Source organism: Halomicrococcus gelatinilyticus (assembly GCA_024227995.1).
Taxonomy (GTDB): Archaea; Halobacteriota; Halobacteria; order Halobacteriales; family Haladaptataceae; genus Halomicrococcus; species Halomicrococcus gelatinilyticus.
The window spans coordinates 2,846,181-2,870,650 of the sequence record CP100465.1; the positions used below are offsets into that span (position 1 = coordinate 2,846,181).

The following is a 24,470-nucleotide window of genomic DNA, read 5'->3' on the forward strand; positions in this document are numbered from 1 at the left end:
CCGGAACAGGACGCTACTCCTCGCGGTCGTACTGCTCGATCGCTTCGATCAGCTCGTCCGGCGAGTGGTCCATCGCCAGTTCGAGCAGCGTCTGTAACTGGTCGTACGTGGCCGCCAGTTCTTCGACGCGTTCTCGGTCCGCCTGCGTTGCCAGGGTGGGAAGTTCGTCGAGGCGCTCCCGCGCACGGTCGAACGTCCGCTGTGACCCCTGCATCTCGCGGTGGACGTACTGCTGGAACACGTCCTGGACGACGAACCAGAGGTCTGTTTCGGGGACGAACTGCACGCGACGCCCGCCGCCTTCCGACGAGCGTCGGCGGACCATCCCGACCCGCGTGAGCTTCCGCGTGACGTTGCTGATGGTGGATTTCGCGTAGCCCGTCTCTTCGACGAGCTCGGGAATCGAAAGGGGGGCGTCGGAGAAGTAGAGGACACCGTACACCCGGCCAGCGCTGCGACTCAACCCGTAGACCTCCGCGGACCGCTCTATCGATTCGATGACGTCCTCTCGGACGCCCTCGAGCTCGTCGTCACTCATCGCTAGATGCATCCGGACTCCGGCGTTTAATCCGCTTTTCGGTCATGTTGCCAACAGCGTGTCGTAAGTATTAAATCGATTGGTCCGTTCGTTCGGATTGAGCCGAACAAACTGAAAACCGGTTCGGACTCGCGCGCATCCGGTCCCAGACCGGACGTGACGCCGCGGACATCCCGCTTCGGCCCTCCATCGACGATACGCTTCGCCATCGCGTGCGCTCGACCTTTCGACCCCCTTCTCCGAACTATCGGTCTCGCGAACGTATGCTCACGGGGTACTGCTCGAACTGGGGGTGGTACTACGACCACCGTCGTCGCGTTCGGTCTCGCGTTCCGGTACGTGAGCATCGAGGAACTGGGCGGTGTCTGAGATGGCCACCGAGACGGAGACCGACTACGACACCGGGACCGAATCCGGCACGCGCATCCTCACCAACGAGACCCGGGAGCGACTCCCCGGGCGTTGGCTGTCCGTCGTAGCGGGCGCACTCCTCGTCTCCTCTTGATTCCGCTGCGGGTGATGATGTTCCTCTCGTTCGCGGTCGACGCCAATACGTTCTTCGCGTTCGACGGACTCACGCCCCCACGACGCTGCGACCTTCGCCGGCGCGGCGCATATGCCCTCAGTCTGGTACAGCGTCCAGGTGGCGACCATCGCGGCCGATACGGGAGCGGTCCCGTCGTGACCGACGGTCGCGTCGTCGTCCAGACCGAGGCGGAACTGCTCGCGTTCGCCTGACAGGCCAGTCGTCCGGACCCCCTGGACGCAGACTCCATCGACCCCGACAGTACGTGTACGTTCCCCTGGCGAGCACTCGTGAGTCTATATATCGGCGGATGGGAAGGATTATCCGACGGTGTTCCGGGGCGTCTAACGTGTCCAACGTGCCCTCCAGACGAACGTTCCTCGGACTGATAGCGGCCAGTGGCGTCGGTTCCCTTGCGGGGTGCAGCAACGTGCTCGACTCGGGGAACGCCCCGGGAGACTCGACGACGTCCACCGACGGGTCGACGCCCACGGACGGTTCGGGGAAGCCCGCACACACCGTGACCGTGTACCTCGTCGACGAGGAGGTTCCCCGCGACGTCACCGTCACCGTCGAGGAGAGCGACGGGACGGTCGTCTTCGAGCGCAGTTACGCCCTCTCCGAGGACAACGAGTCACACGAGGACGCGACGTTCCCGGCATCGTCCGACCCTCACACCGTCGTCGTGTCCGTCGACGACGCAGAGTTCGAACGCCCCTGGCCGGGGAGGGTCCCCGCGGACGACCAGTGCCACGAGGGCAACTGGGAAGGCGTCGAGGTGTGGATCCGGGGCGGACCGGACGAGTCACCGAGCGTCCGACTGAAGGACAACTGCCAGCACGTCACGCTCGACTGACGACGGGCCCCGCGAAGCGGACGAACAGCCCCCGCGAACGCGACGGTCTCTCGTTGATGGTCCCCGAGAGCGCCAGGTCCCCTCGACGGAATCGGGATTCCCGTGGCCCCTGTGTCGTTCCCCAATCGGGACGGGAGTTCGTCTGCTCCGAGCGCCGGGAAGGACCTGCACGCGCGGAAGGACCTGCACGAATCGCATCACGTTGCACGATTCGCATCACGTTGCACGAATCGCGTCACGCGTCCGGGCGCCACTCCGCTTCGAGGAGTCCGTAGACGTGCAGGTCGAGTTCGCGTCCGCCGTGGAACACGTGATTCCGGAACGTTCCCTCGCGGGTGAAGCCGAGTTTCTCGACGAGGGCGCGGGAAGCCTCGTTGGACTCGAACACCCGCGCGGTGACCTTCGTTATCGGGCGGTAGTCGAACCCGTAGTCGACGACGAGTTCGCACGCTTCAGTCGCGAATCCCCGTCCCTGTGCGTCGGGCGCGACGTAGCACGTGAGTTCGGCGTTCCCCCAGGTCTCGTCGACGTCGACCAGCCGAACCCGCCCGACCGGCTCCTCGTCCCGGCAGATCAGGAACGCGGTCCCGCCGTTCTGCTCCTCGAACCGCTCCTCGACTTCCGCTCGACTCCGGGGGCCCGGGGCGCCGAACCCCTGCCACAGCTCCGGGTCGTTTATCATCTCGTGGAGGAAGTCGACGTCCTCGCGCTCGACCGTCCGGAGGGTAATTGCGTCGCCCTCGAGGTACGCCGCACCTGGCATGTACCGTTCCTGACTCTCGTCGACGAAATAGTCTTGGGTTCGACAGTACCGGTCACGATGTCGCTACCGGATGCCACGTTGGCGATCGCCGGCACCGTCGTGGGCCGGCGGACGGTGACGCCACGTCAGGGGTCCACTTATTTGTAGCTCGGCAGTGACAACGGGAACCGTGATTCGCCGACTCCTGCACGGTCTCGGGTACGTCATCGCGCCCGTCCTCTTCGTCGGCACCGACACTCCGTCGGCGGTCGTCGAACGACTCCGGTTCGCGTACCGGCTCGTCGGGGTACGGATAGTCGAGACCCCGCGCGTCGATGCGGTCGAGCGGACGATATTCCTGTGCCCGTACCGCGACCTCGGAACCTCCCGGTTCGGCGAGAAGTGGGTCTGTCACGACGTCCTCGACCGCGTCGACGACGGCTACGTCACGTACCTCCGCCGCCACAAGAACATCGACTACCAGCGACCGCGGGGCTGTGGCGACCTGTCCTACTGCGGCGAGTCGGAGTACTGCTACTCCGACGTGTCGGAACTGGAGCAGTAGCGGATGACCGCAGACCGACTCCGCACCCGGATCACCGAGCAGTTCTCCCGTCGCGGACAGCGGGCAGACATCTGGCGTCTCTTCGCCCTCGTCCTCGACACGAACGCGTTCCTCAACCTCGGCTACTCCGAGTGGTACCAGCCACACGTCGTCGGCGACAGCCAGCGACGCCTCGCAACCGCCGTCGGTCGGCGACTCGCGGCGCGGCTACCCACGACGGAGGGCGTTCGCCTCCTCGACGTCGGATGCGGACGCGGCGGCCCCACCGTCCACCTCGCCGAGCGATTCGGGTTCGCCGCCAGGGGCGTCGACCTCGTCCCGTACAACGTCGCCCGCGCCAGGGAGAACGCCCGGGAACGCGACGCCGACGCGGCGTTCCTCGTCGCCGACGCGACCCGGCTGCCGTTCGCGTCCGGGTCGCTCCCGGCCTGCGTCGGCATCGACGCGTTCGTCTACATCCCGGACCGCGAGGCCGTCTTCGCGGCCATCGCCGACGCGCTGGAACCGGGCGGCGTCCTCGCGTTCTCCGACCTCCTGGCGCGAGCGGACGCGGACGAGACGGAGCGACGGGCGGTCACGAGGTTCGCGGAGGCGTGGGACATGCCGGCGCTGGGGAGTCGGCCGGAGTACGAGGCGGCGCTCACCGACGCGGGACTGGACGTGATCGCTGTCGAGGACATCTCACCCCACAGCGTCGGTCGCTTCCGGAAGTGGACGACGCTCTACGACCGGCTCCACGACAGCCCGGTCGGTCGCCTCGTCGACCGGCTGGTGGCGAGACGGGGCGCCGACCCGGCCGCGGTCACCGAACAGATTCGACGCGCGCACGAGGCCCTGCCGTCGCTTCGCCACGTCTGCTTCGTCGCGGAGAAGTGAACCGCCGCCGGCGACTCCCGACAGGTTCGTGCCGGTTCGGCCACCGCGGTCGGCAGCGACGTGGGCAGGTCCGGACTCGCGCTGCGATGCGAACGCAGGTGCAAACGGCGGCCCGGAGGCAGGCTCAGGTGCGTCCTGAACCGCGGACGGGAACGGTACGCGCCGAAACCTTTTCATTCAGGCCGTCCAGGCCGATATGGCCATGCCGACTACCGAACGGGACCCCATCACTCGAATCGGTCGTACGCTCGCGGTAGCCATTCTCGTGTATCTCGTAATGTTGGTGATGGGAGTCGTCATAGCAAGTCTCGGGCTGAGCATCCACCCCTTCCTCGCCGTGCTCCTCGGGCTCGGTGTCGTCTACGTCGGGCTGTCGCTCTACTACTACCGTCACCCGGAAGTGGTCGACCGGTAGATGCCGTTTACCGGCCGGACGGTCGACCCGTTGCCGTGGTGAGGAGGGGCGGCTAGTCGTCCGACACCGCTCGCTGGTACTGCTCCCGGGTGACGGTGTACCGGTGGTGGTCGGCGATCTCGTCGCCGAGCGGCGTCCAGTTCCGCAGGACGCCGTCGTACTGCCCGCCGACGGTCTCGACGAACGTCTCGACGGCCCGCTTCGACCGCTCGTTCCCGTCCTCGTATCCGATGGCCACCAGGTCGAGGTCGAGGCGGTCGAACGCGAGTTCGGTCAACGCCAGCGCACACTCGCCCGCGTAGCCGTTCCCCCAGTACGGCTTCGCGAGAATGGTTCCCAGCCGCCCCGTCCGGCGGTCCCACTCCAGGAACAGGCCCGCATAGCCCGCGAGGTCGCCGTCGGTCGTCGTGACGGCGTACTGGGCGGCGTCGTCGTCCACCCAGGCGCTCTCGGCTTTGTCCAGCCGGTCCTGAGCCTCCTTGACCGACGCGTACGGTTCCTGCGGAACGTACTCGAACACGTCCGCAACGCCATCCTGGCCCTCGGCGAAGCGGTCGTACAGGTCGAACACGTCCACGTTCGCCTCGCACAACTTCGTGAGCGTCAGCGAGTCCGTTTCGACGGTCTCGGGGAACATGATTGTCACCACGAAACAGACGACCAAAACGATTGGCGGTGGACCGCGCCACGGATCCGGACCGGTCGTACGGTCCAGCGACTCGCCCGTCGAGGTCGACGACTGCGCGGCGAGCGACAACCGCTGGGCGGGGTCTGGAGAGAGGACACGTTCGATGAGTGAATCCGTCGCGTCGCGGGAGACGTCGACTCCCGCCCAACGGCCCGACCGGGTCCGGCCCGCGTCCAGACGTGGCGTGGCCGTCCGTCCGCGAGTGTGACTCAACCGTGGCTCGATGGCTCGTCCGACGAACTGGCCTCGTCCGTCGCGTCGGTCTGAAGCGCGTCGACCCGTTCCCGGATCTGCTGGAGGTTCGTCGTCGCGCCCTGGCTCGTTCCGATGGCGAGGCTGACGCTCTCGTTGACGTTCTCGAGCGTGTCGGCTGCCCGGTCGGTCTCCGACTCGACGGTCGTGACGAATTCCTCGATCTCTTCGGTCTGGTCGTGTGTCTTCTCTGCGAGTTGTTTCACTTCGTCGGCAACGACGGCGAACCCATCACCCGATTCACCGGCCCGTGCGGCTTCTATCGAGGCATTGAGCGCGAGGACGTTCGTCTGTTCGGCCACCTCGTCGATGAGAGCCGCGATCTCGGAGATACGTTCGACCGTCTCGGTGAGGTCTGCGAGGCTCTGTCTGGACTCGCTCGCCCCGATCGCGATCTCTTCGATCGTCTCTTCGGTCGCCTGCGCTTTCTCGTGGCCGTCGTCTGCGAGCGTGGCTATCTCTTCGATCGCGGCGCTGGCGTCCGGCACCGACTCGGTCGTTGGGCTGTCTGTGGCTTCGCCCTCTGTTGGCTGGTCGGACATCGTTGTTTCCTGCTCCGTTCAGGCCCGCCGGTCTATCTTCTGACACCGGCCGTCGATCCTGGAAGGGAACGCCTGTTCGAAAATTACAATGTTCGGACATAAAACTACTCCCGTGCAGGGAAGAATCGCTCTTGGCCGCCCTCTACTCGGTCAGAGCAGCAGTTATCTATGATTGACGACGAGTATAGACTGCGATGCAAGCAGCGACATATCACGGTCGAAAGGACATCCGCGTCGAGGAGGTAGCAGAAGGGACGGTCGGCGCGGACGAGGTCCGGATCGACGTCGACGCCTGCGGTATCTGTGGGTCGGACCTCCACGAGTACACCGCCGGTCCGATCTTCGTTCCGGAGAGCGACCCCCACCCCATCTCCGAGGAGGCGGCACCGATACGGATGGGCCACGAGTACAGCGGCACCATCGCGGAGGTCGGCGACGCCGTGACGGACCTCGCCGTCGGTGACGCCGTCGCAGTCAACCCCATCCTCTCCTGCGGGGAGTGCCGGCAGTGTCGCGAGGGGAACTACCACATCTGTGATTCGGTCGGGTTCATCGGACTCTCCGGCGGGAGCGGTGGGTTCGCCGAGAGCGCGGTCGTCGACGCGGAACACGCCGTCCCGCTCGGTGAAGACGTCCCCGTGGAACACGGCGCGCTGGTCGAGCCACTCAGCGTGGCCCTGCACGCAGTGCGACGGTCCGGACTCCAGGCGGGCGACGCCGTCGCCGTGTTCGGGAGTGGTCCTATCGGCCTCGCGGTGATCCAGTGTGCTCGCGTGGCTGGTGCGGGGACGATTTTCGTCTCCGAACCGCGCGACGCCAGGCGCGAACGCGCGGCGGACTGCGGCGCGACCGAACTCGTCGACCCGTCGACGACCGACCCCGTCGAGTACGTCCACTCGCACACGGACGGCGGGGCCGACGTCGCCTTCGAGGTCGCCGGCGTCGAACCCTCGTTCAATGCGGCCGTCGAGAGCACGGCTCCGGGCGGCCGGACGACCATCGTGAGCATCTGGGAGGAGGAGGTCAGCACGCATCCGAACGCCCTCGTCCTCGGTGAACGGACCGTGACCGGGACGCTCGCCTATCTCGGTGGCCCGCGGTCCGGCGAAGAGTACGGCATGGTGATCGACATGCTCGCCGACGGCCGCCTCGACCCGGACCCGTTCATCACCGGTCGGATCGGCCTCGACGAGATCGTCGCCAACGGGTTCGACCGGCTCATCGACCCCGAGAGCGACCACGTCAAGATCCTCGTCAAACCCGACATGGAGTGAAACGACTGCCCGACGGACCGCAGCAGGGACGCCGTCGGGACGGCCTGCATCCGGTCACACCATCGCCTTACTCCGAACGTTCGTCGTTCCCGGAAGTCCCGGGCGAACCGCGACGTGGTCGGCGTACACCCTGACGAGCGTCTGCCCGCCGACGGGCGGATGCACGACCGGAATCGAGCGCTGGCCCACGTCGACACGCGCTGACGATGGGACGAGACGTTCGAGCTGGCGACCGCGAAGCGCTGCTGCATCCTGGTTGGACTGACTGCGAACGTCGTCACATCGCGCGACCGAGAGAGCGTGCTCGATATCTCGAGAATCGGTGGGGTTTAGGATGCCGTGGATGGATGGCATCCGTATGAATCCTGGACTCCTGTTACCAGATGTCACTGGCGTCGACCGGACAACGCTCGCGGTCCGTGCGGAGGAGCAGGGCTACGAGTCGGTCTGGCTCGGCGAGCTCTGGGGTACGAGTGCGCCGGTCCAGCTCGCTGAGATCGCCGACCGAACGGACCAGGTCACGATCGGTACCGCCATCGTGAACGTGTTCTCGCGGACGCCCGCGACGCTCGCGATGACCGCGAAGAGCCTGGACGCCTCGTCCGACGGGCGATTCGTCCTCGGCGTCGGCACCAGCACGGTGACGGCGATCGAGAACCTCCACGGGATGGCGTTCGACCGGCCCGTGCGGCGCGCCCACGAGACGATCGAGTTGACGAAGCGGTTCCTCGGCCAGGACGGCGGGAGCGGCGACCACCGCGTCACGTACGATGGCGAGATCTTCCAGGTCGCGGACTTCCCGGCACTGGACGTGGACGTCCCGATCTACCACGCCGCGCTCGGCAAGGCGAACCGCCGGGTCGTCGCACGGCTCTGCGATGGGTGGATTCCCCACAACGTCCCGTTCTCGGCGCTCGACGAGGCGTTCGCCTACGTCGCCGACCACGCCGAGAGAGCGGACCGGGACCCCGACGACGTCACGGTGGCGCCGTACGTCCCGGCGGCGGTCGCAGACGACCCGGACGCCGCTCGCGACGCGATTCGCGGTCACGTCGCCTATTACGTCGGCAGTGGCGAGGGGTATCGGAACGCGGTCGCGTCACGGTTCCCCGCTGCGGCCGACCGGGTCGCCGAAGCGTGGCAGTCGGGCGACCGTCAGGAGGCTGCCGACGCCGTGACCGACGAGATGGTCGCCGACCTCGGCGTTGCAGGCGCGCCCGCCGAGGCGCGCGAGCAACTCCAGGCCCTGGTCGAGGACACGGTCGTCGACCGTCCCATCGTCACGATTCCGCAGCAAGCCGCCGACGACGTCGCCGAGGCGACGATCGAAGCGCTGGCACCCGCGAATCTGTAACTGCCAGCGCAGCGGCCGAGCCACAGATCGAGACGATCCGCGGCTGCGAGTGGGACCGCTCTGTCGGCACCGTCGCCGAGCGTGAGACCTGGCATCGAAGCGGTCACCGTCCGTCGATCGCCGCGAGCTACTCGGGCCGCCAGGCGGCTGCCGTCTCGCGCGACCGCTGCTCCGGGTCGAAGAGCCAGTCGTCGCACGTCCACCCGAGGTGGACCGGGAGCGACATGCGTCTCCGGCCGTCGAACCGGTGGATCGACCGCGTCCCCGACTGCCGTGTGCTACCGCACTCCCGGATAATCTACGCGTGGTGGCAGGCGTTCGAATCGGCCGACCAAAGCCCTATTCCACTCGGGCTCCTCTGTCCGACGATGGGAGTGGATGCCGAGAACCGTATTGGCCTCCTCTGCGACGACGACCAGCCGGTGTTCACGACGGTCGCCGAGCGTCTTCGAGACGCTGGCCATGCGGTCCAGTTCCTCGATCCCCGAGCTGCCCTCTCGACCAGCGATATCGACGACCTGTCCCTGCTGGTCAACAAGCAGGTGTTTCCACACGTGTTCCCCGCGCTCAGGCACGCTCGGCGGACGGGAACGTGCTTGTGGAACGATCTCCCTGCTACGATCGCGTTCGGTTCCCGGCTGATCGGCCTCGCTGCGCTCGAGGCAGTCGGGTTTCGAACACCTCCGGTACGGTTCGATGAACCCGACGGTGAGTACGTAGCGAAAGACTACTTCATCTGGAACAGCGACCCCGAACTCAACGGTGACGGGGATTTCTACCAGGAGCTCATCCCGACGGAGCCGGTCGATTACAAGTACTACGCCGTCCACGACGGAAGTCGCGTCCAGACGGCGGGGCGACGCGTGACCTCGAAGCTGTACGGGCCGAAACGCTTTCTCAGTCGGGCACAGGATAGACCGGGACTCACCTCCAGACTACGCCACCTCGTCGAACGTGCCGACCTCCGAGGCGTCGGAGTGGACTTCGTCAAAGACGACCAGGACCGGTTCTGGGCCGTCGATATAAATCTCGCAGCAGGCTACCGGAACACCGGACTGGAATCCGCACTGTACGAGTCGATCGTCGCAAGTCTTCCCGCCCGCTGTTGACCGGGGAGCGTGAACCGAGCAGTGTCGGCTCCGACGAACACCATCACGTGGACCGTTCGCGCTGGTGGGGCTGTTCGAATCGAGGCGGTGCCAGCGTCGTTCGACCCCGTTCGAACGCGCGACGTCAGCGGGGCGAGTACGGATTTGGTGTCGGCGCTTCATGATAGACCATGGACGGAACTGGCGCTGACGGCGAGCGCATGTCCCCACAGCAGCAGCTGACGGTGGATTACATGCAGATGGCGGGCCACCGGAGCAACGTTCACGGACTCGTCGAGGTCGACGTCACCGATGCCAGGGAACGCATCCGGACGATCGAGGCGGAGACCGGAACGAAGCTCTCGTTCACCGCCTTCGTCGTCGCCTGTCTGGCCACCACCGTGGCGGAACGGCCGCACGTTCACCGGTACCGGGATTGGCGGGGGCGGATCCACGAGTTCGAGGACGTCGACGTGAACGTCCTCGTCGAACGGGAAGTCGACGGCGAACGGGTCGGTGTCCCGCACGTCATCCGACGGGCGAACCGACGGACGGTACGGTCGATCCACGACGAGATCCGACGGGTCGAGGCAGACACGACGGACCGCCCGGAGCCTGGACTCGCCGGACTCGCACGCCGTCTTCCCGGCGTTCTGCGCCGCCAGATCTGGCGGCTCCCCCAGTGGTTCCCGACGCGGTGGAAGCGTCTCGCCGGCAGCGTCGCGGTCACCTCCGTCGGCATGTTCGGCACCGGAAACGGCTGGGCCATCAGTCCCACGAACTACACCCTCCAACTCACCGTCGGCGGCATCGGCACCAAGCCACGCCTGGTCGACGGTGAACTCCGTTCCCGGGAGTTCCTGAGCCTGACCGTCACCTTCGACCACGACGTCGTCGACGGAGCGCCAGCCGCGCGGTTCGTCCAGCGCCTCGGCGAACGCCTGGAAGCCGGTCACGGCCTCGACACCGCAGGCGCAGAGTAGCCGAGCGCCTGCCGAGAGTGCGTCTTCAGCGCTCGCAGTAAACGGGTAGCGCGACGCTGTCGGCGTTCGCGCATGGTAGACGATAACAGCTAACACAGTGCGCGGTGAACTCCCCCCGGAGTACTCGAGGAGACGCCACGGCGGTGCGATGCCGTCACGGCGAATCGACTGCTTCACCCGGAGGACACCCATGAAAGTAGCGAAAGAGGACATCTCGACCAGGATAGACAGCCCGGACGCCGTGGCGCAGCACCAGCCCGACTTCGGCGACGCGACCGACTACGGGAAGATGGCCGCGGAACGTTTCACGGTAGCGAAGGGGACCGACCTCACTGCGCTTCTGGAAGGGCTGGAAGACGACCTCTGCCAGTCACCACACTGGGGATACGTGGTGAGTGGTGCGTTGACCGTCACCTACGCCGACGGCAGCGAAGAAGCCGACGAGAGTGCCGACGTGTTCTACTGGCCACCCGGGCACACGGTCCGGGCCGACGAGGACACGGACTTCGTCCTCTTCAGTCCGCAAGACGAACACGGTCCGGTCCTCGACCACATCCAGCAGAAGATGCAGGAGAGCTCATAGGAGGCAGCCTCTCCGCTCCGCATTTCGGTTCGAGCACCGAATCGGCAGGAAGAGGCCGCCTTCCAGTCGGAGTCCGTCACCGACTGACGTCGTCCCTGTCAGGGAAGCCGTGCATCGCCACTGCCGGGTACGGTCGCCGTATCGCACACGCGATTTCTGACAGCTGGTGGTCGTACAGCGAGCGCCGATCCGATGGCGCGTATCTCGTCAGCGGTAGCTCGAGAGCGCGACTGCTACCGGCGGATGCAGTCCGTTCAACGGTCGATAGACGTCGACGCATCGAAGCGGCCACGCAGCTCGGTGATGGCGCTGCTGTGTCGGTCGTCGCCGTGACCGTGACGACCGTCACCGGCAGTCCCGGTCGAAAACCCCGAAGTTCACAACAGTCGCCGCTCGGACGCCGTCGAGACGGGACAGTGGCGCGTGCCTCACCGCCTTACTTCTGCAGTGGTCGACGATGCGTTCGTTGTCGACACCGGGTTCGAGCACGTTCCGCAGGTTCTGGATGTCGTGAAGAGGAGCAACGAACACTCGTCGTCCCCGACGGGGGCGGGATTATAACGGTTAACAATTTATGCCGCCTGTATTGTTATATGAGCGTCGTAAGCATCTCGATGCCCGAGGGACTGCTCGAACGTATCGACCAGTTCGCAGAGGAGCACGGATACACGGGCCGCAGCGAGGCTCTCCGGGAGGCGAGCCGCAATCTGCTGGGAGAGTTCGAGGACAAGAAACTGGAAGACCGCGAATTGATGGGCGTGGTCACCGTGGTCTTCGATTACGAGACGACGAGCGTCGAGGAGAAGATGATGCACCTCCGTCACGAGCACGAGGAAATCGTCGCTTCGAACGTCCACAGTCACGTCGGGGGCCATCATTGCATGGAACTGTTCGTCCTCGAGGGGTCGCTGGAAGACATATCGACGTTCGTCGGGAAGATTCGAGCGACGAAGGACACGCTCACCGTCGACTACTCTGTGCTGCCCGTGGACGACTTCGGCCCGCTCGCCGACATGCACTGATTCTGTTCTGTCCCTCCCGCCGAACCTGGACCGGGTAGCAACGTCGACACGCACAGTACATCTGGAGCAGTCGTCCGACGAGGCGTCGGATGGGCCGGCGTCTAACAACATCACCCCTGCCAACCACCTATAGTTGTTATTCCACGAACTCCAGAAGGGCAACTTTATTATATAGAGCGAAGAAGTTGTTAACCAGAGATGGCACACATCCACCTCGGAGAAGGGTCGTTCCCACTGTGGGCACTGGCTTTCTGGACCCTGCTCGGCGTTCTGCTGATCGGCGGCGTCGTGTACCGGGTCCGGAAAGGTGGGATAAAGTCCCACCAGATAGCACTCGCCGGTATCGGTGCCGCGGCGAGCTTCGCGATCTTCCAGCTGAACATCCCGGTGTGGGGCGGCATCCACATGAACCTCACCGGACTCGTCGGCATCCTCGCTGGACCGCTCCTCGGGGCACTCATCGCACTCGTCGTGAACCTCTTCTCGGCGGCGCTCGGCCACGGCGCCGTCGGTTTGCTCGGAGCGAACACGCTGGTCAACGCCTCCGAGGCCATCGTCGCCTACTACGCGTTCAGGGCCCTGGTCCGGATGGACTGGGACGTCTTCCCCGCGAGCGCGAGTGCCGCGACGCTCGGCCTCTCGTCGGGAGCGATACTGATGGGCGCAATCATCGTCATCAGTGGCGTGAACGGGAGCGCACTCCCCCGTTCCGACCTGACGATCGCCGTGGCTGGACTGGTCGGTCTCAACCTCGGCGTTGCGGTGATCGAAGGGATGCTGACCGGGTTCGTCGTCCAGTTCCTCGCGTCGGTCCGGCCCGACCTCGTCGGCCTTCTCGACCGTGACACCCGTGACGAGTCCCCGGGGGTGACCGCCTGATGCAGCGCTGGAAGCAGTACGGCGGGCTCGTCGGCCTGCTCGCGGTCTGTTTCGCCGCCGGTCTCTGGGGCTTCACGTCGACTGGCGGCGCACTCCCGTGGGCCAAGCGCTCCGCCAAGGCACTCCAGCGAGGGGCCCAGGAGGGCGGCGGCGAACTCGTCGACTTCGGCCGCGGCGTCGTCGTCGCCGGCCCCATCCGGAAGGGCGGGATGATGCTCGAATACGGCGGAATCGTCGTCCTGATGGTCGTGCTTGGACTCGGACTGTACGTCTACGTCGACCGCTACGGCGGCTTCGACGAGGAGGAGCGCACGGCACGATAACCGTGACGACGCTCTCGAACCACGTTCCCGACCCGCGACTCATCACGGCCTACGCCGAGCGCCAGGATGGCCCGCTACACCACGTCAATCCGTGGACGAAGGTCGGCATCGTCGGCGCACTCGTCCTCGCGGTCACGGTGTTCGATCGGCTCGCCCTGCTCGCCGGACTGTACGGAGCCGTTCTCGCAGTGTACGGCCTCTCGGGACTTCCCTACGGTCGACTGGTGGGCTGGTACACGCTTCCGATGCTGTTCATCGTCTCGGTCGCCGGGCCGCTCGCCTTCCTGGAACCGGGCACGCCGATCGGCGGCACCCTCTCGACGCCCGCTGGCGACGTTTCGGTCACGTGGGCCGGACTCGTGCTGTTCGCGGAACTCGGCTTCCGGTCGTTGACGGTCGTGACGTTCGCCCTGACGGCGTCGATGACGACGACGTACACCGACGCCGCCTACCTGATGGGCCGGTTGCTCCCACGACCGATCGACCAGATCGCGCTGCTCACGTACCGGTTCACGTTCGTCATGATCGAGGTGCTCGAGAACCTGGTGAAGGCCGCCCTCTCCCGGGGCGCCAACTTCTCCGAGTTCTGGTCCAACAAACGGCTCTACGCCAGGATTCTCGGTATGACGATGCTGTCGGCAATCGAGCAGTCCGAACGGCTCGTCAAGTCCATGGAAGCCCGCGGATACGACGGCGACATCACGCTGTACGGCGACGTCGCGCGTCCGCCCGCGAGCGAACTCCTCCTGGTCGTCGCGTCGTACGTCGTTGTCGTCGGATACGCGGTGCTCGCGGGCGACGGGGTGGGACTATGACCCCGGACGAATCGCCGCTCGTCGACCTCACGTGCGGTGCCCACACGTACGCTGACGGCACGGTGGGGATGCACGACGTCGAGTTCAGCGTCTATCCCGGCGAGGTCGTCGCGCTGGTCGGTGGCAACGGCGCGGGGAAGTCGACGCTGCTGGAACACCTGAACGCGACGCTCGTCCCGGACGACGGCGAGCTGGTCGTCGACGGCACGCCGATCACGGAGGACAACAAAGCTCACGCGCGCAAGGAGGTCGGCTTCGTCTTCCAGGACGCCGATACGCAACTCGTCGCGCCCACGGTTCTCGACGACGTGATGTTCGGACTGCAGAACTACGGCGTTCCAGGTGACGAAGCGAAAGAACGTGCCCGGGAGGCGCTCGCAACCGTCGACGCCGGTCACCTCGAGGACCGCATTCCGCACTACCTGAGCGGCGGCGAGAAACGACTCGTCGGCATCGCCGGCGTCCTCGTGCTGGAACCGAGCGTCGTCGTCCTCGACGAACCACTCGCAGGGCTCGACCCCGAGCGGTCGCGACTGGTCGGCGAGCGCATCCACCGGATCCACGAGGAGGGTATCAGCGTCGTCCTTTCGACCCACGACCTCGATTTCGCCGCCGAGGTCGCCGACCGCGTCTGCGTGATGGTCGACGGCAACGTCGCGGGGTGCGGAACCCCGCGTGAGGTGTTCTACGACGACGCGCTGCTGGACCAGGCGAATCTGCACCCTCCAGGTGCAGTTCGGGTGGCCCGCGACGCGGGGTTAGATGCGACCGCACAGCCAGTGACGGAGGCGGATCTCGTGTCGCTGCTCACGGAGGCTGGCGATCCGGAAACCGTGCAGACTCCCGCAGTCGGTGACCGCAAACACGACTGACTGCCTGCCGCGATAGCTCGCGCCACTTCCACCTCGTTCGTCGGCCGCATCGAACTCGACCGCTGGACGCCCTCCGTCCCGACGGCGTCTGTGGACGCGTTTCTCGCGACGGTCGCACCCCGGAGGTCGCAACCGGACACAGCAGCGACAGCGGACTGGCAGACGGCGGCCGCTGCAACGTCGGACCCACACCGTCCGAGCACACCCAGCGCCTGTCTGCGGACCGGTCCGTCGAACTGTGACGCCACCTTGCCGCGATGCGTATCGACGTAGCAGGATGTCGTCCGATCAGGCCATCGACCGTCCCGCGTCGGTAGCGCCGTAGAACTGCCCGTGGAACGGGTACGGAAGCCGATGCGGCAGCGGCGCTCGCGCCCGCTCGGTCAACGTTTCGGCGTCGAGACAGAGCAGCACCGACCGTTCTTCGCGCCCGTCGAGCGCGATCGACAGCAGCACTCCGTCGTCCTCGCGTGTCGGTGAGGGTGCCGGAACGAAGATGGGTTCGCCAGGGTGGAGACCGGGTTCGGACCATCTGGCGGTCGCCTGCCCGTCGAGGTCGACCTTGACGATCGCGGTCGGGAGGGCTCCGCGGTCGATCGCCGCCAGGTAGGCGTAGCGGTACCGGCGACCGTTGTACCGCCGGTAGTGAATCGTCGGAAACTCGACGGGGCCGCGAAGGAGGAGCGTGCGCTCCGCGTCGCCATCGTGGAGCGGAAGCCGGAACCGGACGAAGTCCCCGCACGGAAGGTCGGGGTCGTCTCGACGGAGGTTCGACAGCGTCAGTCCGGTGATGGCCTCCGAGTCGGGATACGCCACGCAGTCGACGACGATCGCGTCGTCGTCCTCGTAGGCGTTGGCGAAATGGTAGACGAAGAACGGTTCAGTTCGGACGACCGAGACGCGCTCGCCCGTCGCACGGTCGAGAACGTGAAACCGCGGTGGGGCCTCTCGGGGGCTGACGGCGTCGAGGAACGTCGCTCCACGGGGCGTCCCCAGCAGGAGTCGACGGAAGTCGACGCCGTACGGCGCCTCTGGCACGACGACGTAGTGTTCGGTCAACGCGAACGAGTGGACGTACGGCGGGTGGTGGTCGAAGACGAGTCGACTGACCGGGGCGGCATCGCGGTTGCCCACCCGGCGGAACAGCGTGTAGGTGCACTCTCTCCCGAACTCCGCAGCCAGTCCCCACTGGACGCCGTCTTCGAAATGCGCGTGGCCGAGCGTGACGTCACTGTCCAGTCCCGTCGTGAGGTCGCGTCGTCCCGTCGTTTCCAGCGTCTCCGGGTCGGTCTCGAAGCCCATCGGGCTCTCGGTGACGGCGTAGAGCGTGTCGTCGAGTCGCACGACGCCGATCGAAGGGTTGTCCTGGAACGCGCCGGACAGGGCGCGATAGAGCCGCTCGAACGCGGTGCCGTCGGCGGGGGTCCCGGGCAGGGACCGACGGACGCGCTGCTGGTCGCGTGCGACGCGGAAGTCGTCACTCCGGACGAAACGGTTCGAATAGCGCACCGACCCGTCGTCGATCCGGAACCCGCGTAGCATCGCCAGCGCGTCGAACCAGTGTTCGAGCGGCGTCCCACCGACCTCGAACTGTCCCGGACCGTTGCTGACGAACGTGCCGTCGAGCCACCCTGGAAGCGTCCCCCTGACGTCTATGGCGACGTCGTGGGTCTCCTCGCGTTGCGTTCGAAACCCGGGTTCCCACGTGTTCTCCATACGTTCCCATCGCCGTCCGTCCTTATCGGACCACTGCCCGAACTGTCGGCCATCGGTCAGAAATCTGCCGCGTGGGTGGCGAGAAGGATGCCGGGATCTCTGTTTTCTCCCCGGCGGAAACGTCGTCGTGGGACTCGTCGGACGACTTCACGGTCGCGACGAGGGGTGATTCGGCCCGAGGCTGTTCGCGCTCCGTCGGGTGCAGCGGCGGCGTGGTATCGTTCATGGGTATCACCGTAGCGTGATTTCCTCACTTGCGCTCGAACTCGGATTCCGGAACCTCTCCCTGGAACCGTTCCCGTAGTTCGACCGTGCCGGGAAACGTGATCCGCTCTCGTTCTGGGTCCGGTGTGACGTGGATTCGTACCGTTTCGTGTCTTCGTGCGAGTTGTCGTACCGACGGACCGTTCCATCGTCGATCGTGCGGGGCGGTTCCGGCTCCGTCGCTCCGTAGTGGTACTTGGAGGCCCACCCGGACGGGAAGTCGTCGCGGTCGTCCGCATGCAGAACCCACGGACGGCGGTCCCATCGGGGTACTTCTCCCCGTCGGGGTCATCGCCGGCCAATACTCGTCCGCTGATGCGCAAGTGCTGAGGCACGAGTTCAGCAGAGCTCCTCGGGGACGATGCCGTCTTCAACGATGCGAACCACGGCTTCGCCGTCGGGCAGGTTCGGTGAGTCTACCAGTCGAACGATCCGTTTGTCTCCCCTGGCCTTGCGGAGATACACCCGGACGTTGCTGGCGTGGCCGAGGATATGTCCGCCGACGGGTCGCGTCGGATCGCCGAAGAACGAATCCGGATCGGCAGTCACCTGATTCGTCACGACGATTCCCGCATTGTAGAGGTTCGCGATGCGAAGCAGGTCGTGAAGGTGCTTGTTCAGCTTCTGCTGTCGCTCGGCGAGTTTGCCCCGTCCAGGATACTCGACTCTGAAGTGGCCCACGAGTGAATCGACACACACCAACCTGACGGGCCACCCTGTATCCGCATACTCGCTGGCGAGTTCCTGGGCCTTCTCGGCGAGCAGGGTCTGGTGGTCACTGGTGACTGCTTTCGTCACGTGAATCCTGTCGAGGACGTCCTCGACGAGTGTCTCGAGCGTATCGTGATCGGTTGGACCGCCCTCGATGTCTCGCTGCGCCAGGAGTGCGGTGCGTACCGAAGTCGGCAGCCCTCGAACCATGCTCTCGATGCGATCGGGGCGGAACGTGTCCTCGGAATCGATGAAGATCGCTCGTCCACCGAGCCCGCCATGCGTTTCGGGTAGTTGTACGTTCACACACAGCTGGTGGGTGAACTGGGACTTGCCGGAGCCGAACTCGCCGTAGAACTCCGTGATCGACTGGGTTTCGATACCTCCCCCGAACAACGCTCCGACCTCTTCGTCGAGCAAACTGATTCGCCCGATCCGGTTGCGACGTTCCAGCAACGCTCGCCCGGTTTCGAACTCCCCGAGGTCGACGGCGTCGCGCGCAGCCTGGATGACGTCGTGAGCCGTCCCTTCACCGATGTCGGTCGCCGTGCTCAGTTCTCGCGGGCTCGCGACGGCCAACGCAAGACACGAGTCGAAACCAGCATCGGAGAGCTGTTCACCGGTGGCTGGTCCGACCGCTGGCAATCTGTCGATGTCTCCCCCACCCATGTCTAGGTACACTCTCCCACGGCGGTATAAACGTCCGCTAACAGGGGAGTGAAAGTGAACGTGGAATCGAAACGCGTTCTCCGATTCTGCCATCCGAGCCGGCTTCAGCGACGGACAGGTCTGTGCTCTTGCGTTCGTGAGACTGCTGTTCGACGTTGCCGCGCTCGATCGGTATCGGACCGGTTCTCGTTCACGGCACTCTCACCCCTGGATTCTTCGACAGAAGACGAGACGTGAACCTACTCGCCTTCGGTGACGATGTCCAGCGAGCCCTCTTCCTGCGACTGGGCCTCTCGCCACCAGACCAGCTCGAATTCGATGCTCTGTTTGGCCTCCGTGTCGCCTTCCGACCAGTCGGACTCGCCTTCCAGCTTGAACGTCACCGGCTCCGTCGGGTCCAGTTTCACCCGCTGCTCCCCGAGTTCGAGCGCAACGTCACCACCACTGTCGAGTTGATCGGCCAACTCCCGGAGGTAGGACGCGATTTCACTCCGCGTTCTCTGTTCTTCGGTTTCGAGCTCTCCCATAGGTAGTGGACACCCGCGTGTATGGTAAATGGAACGGCAGTTCTCGAACGGTAGGAACCACGTCAGCATGCGGCACTGAGACCCGTTCGAAGACGTGGTAGACGTCCGCCTCGTTCTTCCACGACTCGCCGACGTTTACGGGCGCTTCGAAGTCAACGAGTTTCGGCGGCCGCACTGCGCGCCTACCTCGAACCGACGGGGTCGGCGGTTCCCGACGACCTCGCCGTCGAGTACGTCGACGCCGACGCGGTCGAACGCTACGCGGACGTGGAACCGCCCTCGACCGTCGCCATCGTCGGCGGGGGCTACGTCGGCGTCGAGATGGCAGAAGCGATTTCGGCCCACGACGTCGACGCCCACCTGTTCCAGCGGTCGAGCCACGTGTTGCCACCGTTCGGCGAGGCCGTGGGCGAGCGCGTCGTGGAGCACCTCGCCGACAACGGCGTGACGCTCCATCTCGACACGCCGGTCAGCGAGCTCCGGGGTGACAGCGCCGTCGAGGGAGTCACCTACGGGAACGAGATACTGCCCGTCGACGCGGTGGAACGGCTCGACCTCGCGTACGCACCTCAGTTCAGTCCGGTCTGGGGTCCCGTCCTGACGGCAGCGAAGGTGTTCAACGGAACGCTCTCCAGCGGAGACGTGACCTGTAGCGTCGCGTCGTGGACCACCTGTGTCGAGAGGACTACCGTCGTCACAGAAGGTGGTTCCACTACTGGAAATTCATACGCTCATCGCTCGCCGTCCGCAAGCGCCTGCGCGATGTCGAGCAACTGGAGCACGGCGGTATCACCGATCCTGTAGTACGTCCACTTCCCCTGCCGTCGCGTCTTGACAAGCCCTGCGTCTTTCAGTTCTCGCAGGTGGCTCGCGACCGTCGACTGGGGCGCGTCGAGAACGACCTGTAGTTCACACGCGCACAGTTCACCCTCTCGGAGCGCTTCGAGGACTCGAATCCGGTGTTCGTTCGCCAGCGCCTTGAACACCGCCTGCGTCGCGTCCACCTGGTCGTCGTCCGGTGCGAGTTCGAACAGCGACGTCAGTCGATCGTCCGGGTTCTCGTAGAGTCGATCCAGCGTCTGGCGCGTCGATTCGGGGACCGAGTCAGCCATCGTCGCTTAGCGTGCTCCTTCGATTTCACCGGTTTCGACGCCGGAACGGGGGTCAACAGTAGTCGACCCAGCGTCGGACTGTGCGTCAGCGAGACTGCTGACTGGCGAACCCACCATACGTATCGATAATGTTCGGTCTGACACAAATAGATTTCGTTCAGAGAGGGTCGGCCGTCGCGTCAGGCCGTCTCGAACGGGACGTCGGGGTCACCGGGTGACCGGCGAGTGCAGTCCTAGATGAGCAGGTTGAACAGCAGTCCGTTGAGCAGGATGCCCGTCGCGACCGTCACGGCAAACGACGCGATCAACTCCTTTCGCATCACCTTCTTCAGGATCATGAACTGCGGGAGCGAGAGCGCAGCCACGGACATCATGAACGCCAGGGCGGTCCCGACCGGCAGTCCCTTGCCGATGAGCGATTCGACCACCGGGATCACACCGAGGACGTTGGTGTAGATCGGGACGCCGACCGCGACCGCGCCGAAGACGCCGAGCGGTCCCGACAGGTACCGCGTCACCACGTCCTGTGGCACGTAACCGTGGATGACTGCGCCGAGTCCGACGCCGGCGACGACGTACGGCATGATGTCCGTGATGATGTCTTTCGCCTCGACGTAGGCCTGTCTGGCACGCTCGCTCCGGGAGGGTTCGTCGACGTCGACGTCCGAATCGCCGAACTCGAACTCCTTGACGTACCGGTCGAAGCCGGCCCGGTTGAGCGCGAACCCGCTGACCATCCCGATCGTGATGCCGCTCACCGCGTAGAGTGCCGTAAGCTCGAAGCCGACGACGCCCGGAAGCACGACGAGCGCGGCCTCGTTGATCATCGGCGAGACCGTGAGGAAGGTCATCGTGATCCCGAACGGGATGCCCGCGCCGACCATGCCGAGGAAGATCGGGATCGTCGAACAGGAGCAGAACGGCGACACGATGCCGAGCAGGGCGGCCAGGAAGTACCCCGTCATCGCCTTCTTCCCGTCGAGGTAGTCCCTGATCTTCTCCGGCGGGAAGTAGGTCCGCAGGTATCCCACGCCGAAGATGACGGCGACGAGCATCGCCGTGATCTTCAGCGTGTCGTAGACCCAGAAGTGAACGGCCGCCCTGAGCGAGCCAGAGAGACCCAGAGCGTCGACTACCCACGTCGCGAACTGTTCGAAAACCATCCTGTTCTACAGTCGCTCCTCGATGAGCTCCTTTATCTCTTGCTCGGACGGGGTCGACCCGCTGAGGACCATCTCGTCGTCGATCTCGAAGCCCGGCGTCGACATGATGCCTTTCGCTGCCAGTGTCGCCGTGTCGCTTTCCTTCTCGACGTCCGCGTCGAAGCCGTGCTCCTCGACGACGTTCCGGGTCGTCTCCGCGAGCTGTGAACAGTTGCTGCAACCGTCCGGTCCGTAGATCGTGATCTTCATCGTTCGTCTCCCGTCATTTCGATATCAGCGTCACGACGTCGGTCGTCCTGGGCCGTCGAACCGGTCCGACTCGGTGTATTCGCAAACTCGCTCGCCATCGAATCCGTCATACACATCGACAATATTCGGTTTGGTACTAATACGTTTCGATGAATCCCAATCTGTCTATTCCAGGTGGCCTGTTCACGTTGCCCATGACACCGGCAGGTGCACGTCCTCCGAGATAGTGGTGGACGTGTGAATCTACCGTCCAGGGGGAGTATCTGCCGAGGAGTCGAATCGTCCCGCGATCTATCTCGGACTCGAAGGGCACGTGAACGAAAGCCAGAACATCCCGTGGTGTATCGAACCTGTTCGATATGGCTCCGGAGTTCACGACTCGGCCGATATCCCTTCCGGTATCAGTCGTCGGCGTGAGCGTGCTCGGTGGCGCTCCGCCTCGCGCAGCAGCAGGTCGACGTCGTCCGTGATCACGTTGTGTGTTTCCTGAATCATCGCCGCCGCGGTCGAACACCGCCGTGTCCTGCCCGAGCCACGTCGTGTTCAGTGCGGTTGTCAGTCCCGCTGGCCCACCGCCGACGACGGCGACTTCGTATTCCGAACGATTCGAAGCGGCGATCATCGAGTAGTGGCGCAACAGGGCCACACTGCGCCACTATCTTGAGTATCGCGGCCGGAAGCTGAAGAACGATATCTCGCAAGAGTTCGACGACGCTCTCTGGTAGAGGCCGACTTTCCGTGATAGCTGGGATTGAAGGGACTTCCTCACGACACCCTGTCATCGTCCATCACCGCGCATGACTCACGTGCCGACAGTCGAAGAACGGCGGTCCACCAAGGTCATCACGCTCTACGACCAGCGACGGGAACGCGAAGACGTCAGATCGATCGGCGCGGCAGTTCGGCGCGTCAAGGAAATCCACGCAAACGCTCCCGACTCTCTCCTCTGCACGAAAATCGTCACGAAAGACGACGACATCGTCTACGACTCCACACGGAACGGCGACATCCAGACGTGGGAGAACGAGTGGGAACGCGCGAAGACCCGCCTGACGTCGACACGGGAGACGCACAACTGCAACTACGGTAATGGTGGGTGTGTCGCGGACGACCTCTGTCCCGACTGCCAGTTCGACAAGCAGATGCGAGGCGACAACCACGCCACAGAGTGACAGCCTCCTCGCCGTAGACGGCGGGATTCTCTCCTCGCAGAAAGGTCGATACAGCAATCACGAGCTGTACGCTGCGTCGTAGAACCGGACTGTCACGACGCTTCCTGTCGGTTGGTTCTCGGCGATCTCGAGGTCACCGCCTAACTGATGGACCGCCCAGTTGACGAACCACAGCCCGATTCCTTGCCCGTGTTCGAGTTGCGTCTCTACCCCGTCCGCCAGAATCTGGCGCTCACGGGCAGGAATCCCCGGCCCGTCGTCAGCGACGACGAGTTCGGCTGACTCCTCCTCGCCCGCTCGAACGCGGATATCGACCTGTGACGATTCGTCGCTGTGCGTGAGCGCGTTGTCGACGAGTTCGGACAGCACCTGCCGAACGATGGTCCGGTGCGAGGAGATCACCAGTTCATCCGGGCCGGTGACCGTGATGTCGGCCGTGCGATCCGCGGTCCGATACTGTTCGGCGACGGCCGAGGCCACGTCGGTGACGTCGACGGGAACCGGTGATTCCGTGCTCGCCGTCATGACGTCCTCGGCCTTTCGAGCCTTCTGACTGAGAGCGACGAGGTCCCTCGCACTCCTGCGGATCCCCTCCTGGAGTTCGTCGTCCCGAACGTGGTCGGCGTTCGCGAGCACGACGTCCAGCTTGTTCCGCACGTTATGCCGGAGGACACGGTTGAGAACCGTCAGACGCTGTTCGCGGGTCTGCCGGTCGGTCACGTCCCGCAGGAGGAGTATCCTGGCGATATGGCCAGACTCTTCATCGTCGTCCGATACTTCGTCGTCGACCGCCGACACGCTGAACTCGAACTGACGGCGTCCTTTCGTCGTCTGGAGCGTGACTCGCCCCGTCGCTCCGGCGGAGAGATCGGCTCGTTCGAGGCCGTCGATGGCTGCCCCGACCGGTTCGCCGATTATCGCCGGCGGCGAGCAATCGAACAGTCGCACCGTCGTCTCGTTGGCGTCGAGAACGTAGTTCTCCCAGTCGAGCACGACTACTGCCTCCTGGAGGGCCTCGACCACGCGCTCGCGGGCGACGTGATCAGTCGTCGGGAACCCCGTCAGCACCGGGTACTGCTTGACCGAGAACGCGAGCAGACCGCCGGCGACGAGGAAACTGAGGGTGCCACCGTCGATGACGGGACTCCCGTTGCCGACTCCGGAGAGGACGTACGGTGCCAGGACGCCGAAGGTCACGATCGCAACCTGTCGTTTCGAGACCCTGGTGTGACGGCGGCTGAGATCGAACAACAGGTACGTGGCGTACAGGAACAGTCCGGTGAGATACATCGCTTCCGTCGCGAACAGCGATATGAATAGCCGTTCGACGACCGGCGTCGGCAATCCGGCGGCCATCACCAGACCGCCGAGCAGAACGGGAAGCGCGATGCCGAACAGGAGGGCGATCCGTCGCCAGGTCAGCCCCGTCCCACGACCGGTGTATCCCAGTACGTAGATCGTCCACACGCCGGGAACGACCACCGCACAACCGAGCTGGCCGAGTTCGAGGACGGTCGACGCCAGCGATCCATCGACCGTCGGCAGGAGCGTCGAACCGAACGCCAACAGCGCCCAGAGCGTCAACGTCGCCAGCAGTGCGGTGAACGATCGTGCGCTGGGCCGTTCGCGCGACCGTACCCCGGTCGACGTCGCCCAGGCCAGCAGTGCCACCGCGACGGCGCCGAGGACGAGGG

The 24,470-nt window shown here is 65.1% G+C and carries 32 protein-coding genes and 2 pseudogenes; 18 read left to right on the forward strand and 16 right to left on the reverse strand.

All coding sequences use genetic code 11. The annotated features are described in order from the left end of the window. Positions 1 to 13: 13 nt before the first annotated feature. Positions 14 to 538 (reverse strand): GbsR/MarR family transcriptional regulator, encoded by a 525-nt coding sequence (locus NKT36_RS15030; RefSeq protein WP_327051876.1) that lies wholly within the window; start codon positions 536 to 538, stop codon positions 14 to 16. A gap of 370 nt (positions 539 to 908) precedes the next feature. Between NKT36_RS15030 and NKT36_RS15035 the strand changes: the two genes are divergently transcribed. The 3 genes from NKT36_RS15035 to NKT36_RS15045 all read left to right on the forward strand — a co-directional run bounded on the left by NKT36_RS15035 (position 909) and on the right by NKT36_RS15045 (position 1,920). Beyond that, positions 909 to 1,043, forward strand: coding sequence for a hypothetical protein (locus NKT36_RS15035; protein ID WP_327051877.1), 135 nt, complete (start codon positions 909 to 911; stop codon positions 1,041 to 1,043). Next, on the forward strand, positions 1,040 to 1,276 hold the full coding sequence (locus tag NKT36_RS15040) for a hypothetical protein (RefSeq protein WP_327051878.1): 237 nt from the start codon (positions 1,040 to 1,042) through the stop codon (positions 1,274 to 1,276). The genes NKT36_RS15035 and NKT36_RS15040 overlap by 4 nt, the downstream gene beginning before the upstream one ends. Before the next feature lie 137 nt (positions 1,277 to 1,413). After that, complete coding sequence (locus NKT36_RS15045; RefSeq protein ID WP_327051879.1) at positions 1,414 to 1,920, forward strand: hypothetical protein; 507 nt, start codon at positions 1,414 to 1,416, stop codon at positions 1,918 to 1,920. A gap of 235 nt (positions 1,921 to 2,155) precedes the next feature. Here NKT36_RS15045 and NKT36_RS15050 read toward each other — a convergent pair whose 3' ends face one another. Next, positions 2,156 to 2,683: a GNAT family N-acetyltransferase gene (locus tag NKT36_RS15050; RefSeq protein WP_327051880.1), complete on the reverse strand. Its 528-nt coding sequence runs from the start codon at positions 2,681 to 2,683 to the stop codon at positions 2,156 to 2,158. A gap of 169 nt (positions 2,684 to 2,852) precedes the next feature. Here NKT36_RS15050 and NKT36_RS15055 point away from each other — a divergent pair, with 169 nt between their 5' ends. The 3 genes from NKT36_RS15055 to NKT36_RS15065 all read left to right on the forward strand — a co-directional run bounded on the left by NKT36_RS15055 (position 2,853) and on the right by NKT36_RS15065 (position 4,518). Then, positions 2,853 to 3,227, forward strand: coding sequence for a hypothetical protein (locus tag NKT36_RS15055; protein WP_327051881.1), 375 nt, complete (start codon positions 2,853 to 2,855; stop codon positions 3,225 to 3,227). Between the two features lie 3 nt (positions 3,228 to 3,230). After that, positions 3,231 to 4,103, forward strand: coding sequence for a class I SAM-dependent methyltransferase (locus NKT36_RS15060; protein ID WP_327051882.1), 873 nt, complete (start codon positions 3,231 to 3,233; stop codon positions 4,101 to 4,103). A 202-nt stretch (positions 4,104 to 4,305) separates the two neighbouring features. After that, a complete protein-coding gene (locus tag NKT36_RS15065) occupies positions 4,306 to 4,518 on the forward strand; it encodes a hypothetical protein (RefSeq protein WP_327051883.1) in 213 nt (70 codons plus the stop codon). 52 nt (positions 4,519 to 4,570) lie between these two features. Here the strand turns inward: NKT36_RS15065 and NKT36_RS15070 are convergent, their stop codons facing one another. After that, positions 4,571 to 5,155, reverse strand: a complete 585-nt coding sequence (locus NKT36_RS15070) for a GNAT family N-acetyltransferase (RefSeq protein WP_327051884.1) — start codon at positions 5,153 to 5,155, stop codon at positions 4,571 to 4,573. 260 nt (positions 5,156 to 5,415) lie between these two features. Beyond that, positions 5,416 to 6,000, reverse strand: a complete 585-nt coding sequence (locus NKT36_RS15075; protein ID WP_327051885.1) for a methyl-accepting chemotaxis protein — start codon at positions 5,998 to 6,000, stop codon at positions 5,416 to 5,418. Positions 6,001 to 6,194: 194 nt separating this feature from the next. Here NKT36_RS15075 and NKT36_RS15080 point away from each other — a divergent pair, with 194 nt between their 5' ends. Next, on the forward strand, positions 6,195 to 7,274 hold the full coding sequence (locus tag NKT36_RS15080; RefSeq protein ID WP_327051886.1) for a 2,3-butanediol dehydrogenase: 1,080 nt from the start codon (positions 6,195 to 6,197) through the stop codon (positions 7,272 to 7,274). A 54-nt stretch (positions 7,275 to 7,328) separates the two neighbouring features. Here NKT36_RS15080 and NKT36_RS15085 read toward each other — a convergent pair whose 3' ends face one another. Beyond that, positions 7,329 to 7,628 carry a hypothetical protein gene (locus NKT36_RS15085; RefSeq protein ID WP_327051887.1) on the reverse strand — a complete coding sequence of 100 codons (300 nt, stop codon included), beginning with the start codon at positions 7,626 to 7,628 and terminating at the stop codon, positions 7,329 to 7,331. A 4-nt stretch (positions 7,629 to 7,632) separates the two neighbouring features. On the opposite strand from NKT36_RS15085, the gene NKT36_RS15090 reads away from it, so the two are divergent. From NKT36_RS15090 to NKT36_RS15105, 4 genes are all read left to right on the forward strand, one after another. Then, positions 7,633 to 8,628: an LLM class flavin-dependent oxidoreductase gene (locus NKT36_RS15090; protein ID WP_327051888.1), complete on the forward strand. Its 996-nt coding sequence runs from the start codon at positions 7,633 to 7,635 to the stop codon at positions 8,626 to 8,628. 368 nt (positions 8,629 to 8,996) lie between these two features. Continuing rightward, positions 8,997 to 9,737 carry an ATP-grasp domain-containing protein gene (locus NKT36_RS15095; protein ID WP_327051889.1) on the forward strand — a complete coding sequence of 247 codons (741 nt, stop codon included), beginning with the start codon at positions 8,997 to 8,999 and terminating at the stop codon, positions 9,735 to 9,737. Between the two features lie 170 nt (positions 9,738 to 9,907). Next, the gene (locus tag NKT36_RS15100; RefSeq protein ID WP_327051890.1) at positions 9,908 to 10,699 is read left to right on the forward strand and encodes a 2-oxo acid dehydrogenase subunit E2; all 792 of its coding nucleotides are present in this window, start codon (positions 9,908 to 9,910) and stop codon (positions 10,697 to 10,699) included. A 190-nt stretch (positions 10,700 to 10,889) separates the two neighbouring features. Further along, positions 10,890 to 11,282, forward strand: coding sequence for a cupin domain-containing protein (locus NKT36_RS15105; protein WP_327051891.1), 393 nt, complete (start codon positions 10,890 to 10,892; stop codon positions 11,280 to 11,282). A gap of 345 nt (positions 11,283 to 11,627) precedes the next feature. Here the strand turns inward: NKT36_RS15105 and NKT36_RS15110 are convergent, their stop codons facing one another. Then, positions 11,628 to 11,813, reverse strand: a complete 186-nt coding sequence (locus NKT36_RS15110; RefSeq protein WP_327051892.1) for a hypothetical protein — start codon at positions 11,811 to 11,813, stop codon at positions 11,628 to 11,630. A 62-nt stretch (positions 11,814 to 11,875) separates the two neighbouring features. On the opposite strand from NKT36_RS15110, the gene nikR reads away from it, so the two are divergent. From nikR to NKT36_RS15135, 5 genes are all read left to right on the forward strand, one after another. Next, positions 11,876 to 12,304: a nickel-responsive transcriptional regulator NikR gene (nikR, locus tag NKT36_RS15115; protein WP_327051893.1), complete on the forward strand. Its 429-nt coding sequence runs from the start codon at positions 11,876 to 11,878 to the stop codon at positions 12,302 to 12,304. 198 nt (positions 12,305 to 12,502) lie between these two features. Further along, the gene (locus NKT36_RS15120) at positions 12,503 to 13,183 is read left to right on the forward strand and encodes an energy-coupling factor ABC transporter permease (RefSeq protein WP_327051894.1); all 681 of its coding nucleotides are present in this window, start codon (positions 12,503 to 12,505) and stop codon (positions 13,181 to 13,183) included. Then, on the forward strand, positions 13,183 to 13,506 hold the full coding sequence (locus tag NKT36_RS15125) for a cobalamin transport operon protein (protein WP_327051895.1): 324 nt from the start codon (positions 13,183 to 13,185) through the stop codon (positions 13,504 to 13,506). The genes NKT36_RS15120 and NKT36_RS15125 overlap by 1 nt, the downstream gene beginning before the upstream one ends. 2 nt (positions 13,507 to 13,508) lie before the next feature. Then, positions 13,509 to 14,321: an energy-coupling factor transporter transmembrane component T family protein gene (locus NKT36_RS15130; protein WP_327051896.1), complete on the forward strand. Its 813-nt coding sequence runs from the start codon at positions 13,509 to 13,511 to the stop codon at positions 14,319 to 14,321. Further along, positions 14,318 to 15,193, forward strand: a complete 876-nt coding sequence (locus tag NKT36_RS15135) for an energy-coupling factor ABC transporter ATP-binding protein (protein ID WP_327051897.1) — start codon at positions 14,318 to 14,320, stop codon at positions 15,191 to 15,193. The genes NKT36_RS15130 and NKT36_RS15135 overlap by 4 nt, the downstream gene beginning before the upstream one ends. 288 nt (positions 15,194 to 15,481) lie before the next feature. On the opposite strand, the gene NKT36_RS15140 is transcribed toward NKT36_RS15135, so the two are convergent. The 4 genes and pseudogenes from NKT36_RS15140 to NKT36_RS15150 all read right to left on the reverse strand — a co-directional run bounded on the left by NKT36_RS15140 (position 15,482) and on the right by NKT36_RS15150 (position 19,080). Continuing rightward, positions 15,482 to 16,909: a carotenoid oxygenase family protein gene (locus NKT36_RS15140; RefSeq protein WP_327051898.1), complete on the reverse strand. Its 1,428-nt coding sequence runs from the start codon at positions 16,907 to 16,909 to the stop codon at positions 15,482 to 15,484. Between the two features lie 250 nt (positions 16,910 to 17,159). Beyond that, positions 17,160 to 17,412 (reverse strand): annotated as a pseudogene (locus tag NKT36_RS19265) (toxin-antitoxin system TumE family protein). A 100-nt stretch (positions 17,413 to 17,512) separates the two neighbouring features. Further along, a complete protein-coding gene (radA, locus tag NKT36_RS15145) occupies positions 17,513 to 18,553 on the reverse strand; it encodes a DNA repair and recombination protein RadA (protein ID WP_327051899.1) in 1,041 nt (346 codons plus the stop codon). A gap of 239 nt (positions 18,554 to 18,792) precedes the next feature. Next, on the reverse strand, positions 18,793 to 19,080 hold the full coding sequence (locus NKT36_RS15150) for an amphi-Trp domain-containing protein (protein WP_327051900.1): 288 nt from the start codon (positions 19,078 to 19,080) through the stop codon (positions 18,793 to 18,795). A gap of 267 nt (positions 19,081 to 19,347) precedes the next feature. Here NKT36_RS15150 and NKT36_RS15155 point away from each other — a divergent pair, with 267 nt between their 5' ends. Then, on the forward strand, positions 19,348 to 19,884 hold the full coding sequence (locus tag NKT36_RS15155) for an NAD(P)/FAD-dependent oxidoreductase (protein ID WP_407652184.1): 537 nt from the start codon (positions 19,348 to 19,350) through the stop codon (positions 19,882 to 19,884). Here NKT36_RS15155 and NKT36_RS15160 read toward each other — a convergent pair. The 5 genes and pseudogenes from NKT36_RS15160 to NKT36_RS19275 form a co-directional block, all read right to left on the reverse strand. Further along, positions 19,812 to 20,192, reverse strand: coding sequence for an ArsR/SmtB family transcription factor (locus tag NKT36_RS15160; RefSeq protein ID WP_327051901.1), 381 nt, complete (start codon positions 20,190 to 20,192; stop codon positions 19,812 to 19,814). The genes NKT36_RS15155 and NKT36_RS15160 overlap by 73 nt on opposite strands. 233 nt (positions 20,193 to 20,425) lie before the next feature. After that, a complete protein-coding gene (locus NKT36_RS15165) occupies positions 20,426 to 21,355 on the reverse strand; it encodes a permease (RefSeq protein ID WP_327051902.1) in 930 nt (309 codons plus the stop codon). 6 nt (positions 21,356 to 21,361) lie between these two features. Then, complete coding sequence (locus NKT36_RS15170) at positions 21,362 to 21,604, reverse strand: thioredoxin family protein (RefSeq protein WP_327051903.1); 243 nt, start codon at positions 21,602 to 21,604, stop codon at positions 21,362 to 21,364. Between the two features lie 372 nt (positions 21,605 to 21,976). After that, positions 21,977 to 22,099, reverse strand: a complete 123-nt coding sequence (locus tag NKT36_RS19270; RefSeq protein WP_407652221.1) for a hypothetical protein — start codon at positions 22,097 to 22,099, stop codon at positions 21,977 to 21,979. A gap of 34 nt (positions 22,100 to 22,133) precedes the next feature. Continuing rightward, positions 22,134 to 22,226, reverse strand: a pseudogene (locus NKT36_RS19275) (hypothetical protein); the annotation flags it as partial. A gap of 184 nt (positions 22,227 to 22,410) precedes the next feature. Between NKT36_RS19275 and NKT36_RS15180 the strand changes: the two are divergent. Continuing rightward, positions 22,411 to 22,776 (forward strand): hypothetical protein, encoded by a 366-nt coding sequence (locus tag NKT36_RS15180; protein ID WP_327051904.1) that lies wholly within the window; start codon positions 22,411 to 22,413, stop codon positions 22,774 to 22,776. Between the two features lie 57 nt (positions 22,777 to 22,833). On the opposite strand, the gene NKT36_RS15185 is transcribed toward NKT36_RS15180, so the two are convergent. Further along, complete coding sequence (locus tag NKT36_RS15185) at positions 22,834 to 24,447, reverse strand: ATP-binding protein (RefSeq protein WP_327051905.1); 1,614 nt, start codon at positions 24,445 to 24,447, stop codon at positions 22,834 to 22,836. Positions 24,448 to 24,470 lie beyond the last annotated feature (23 nt).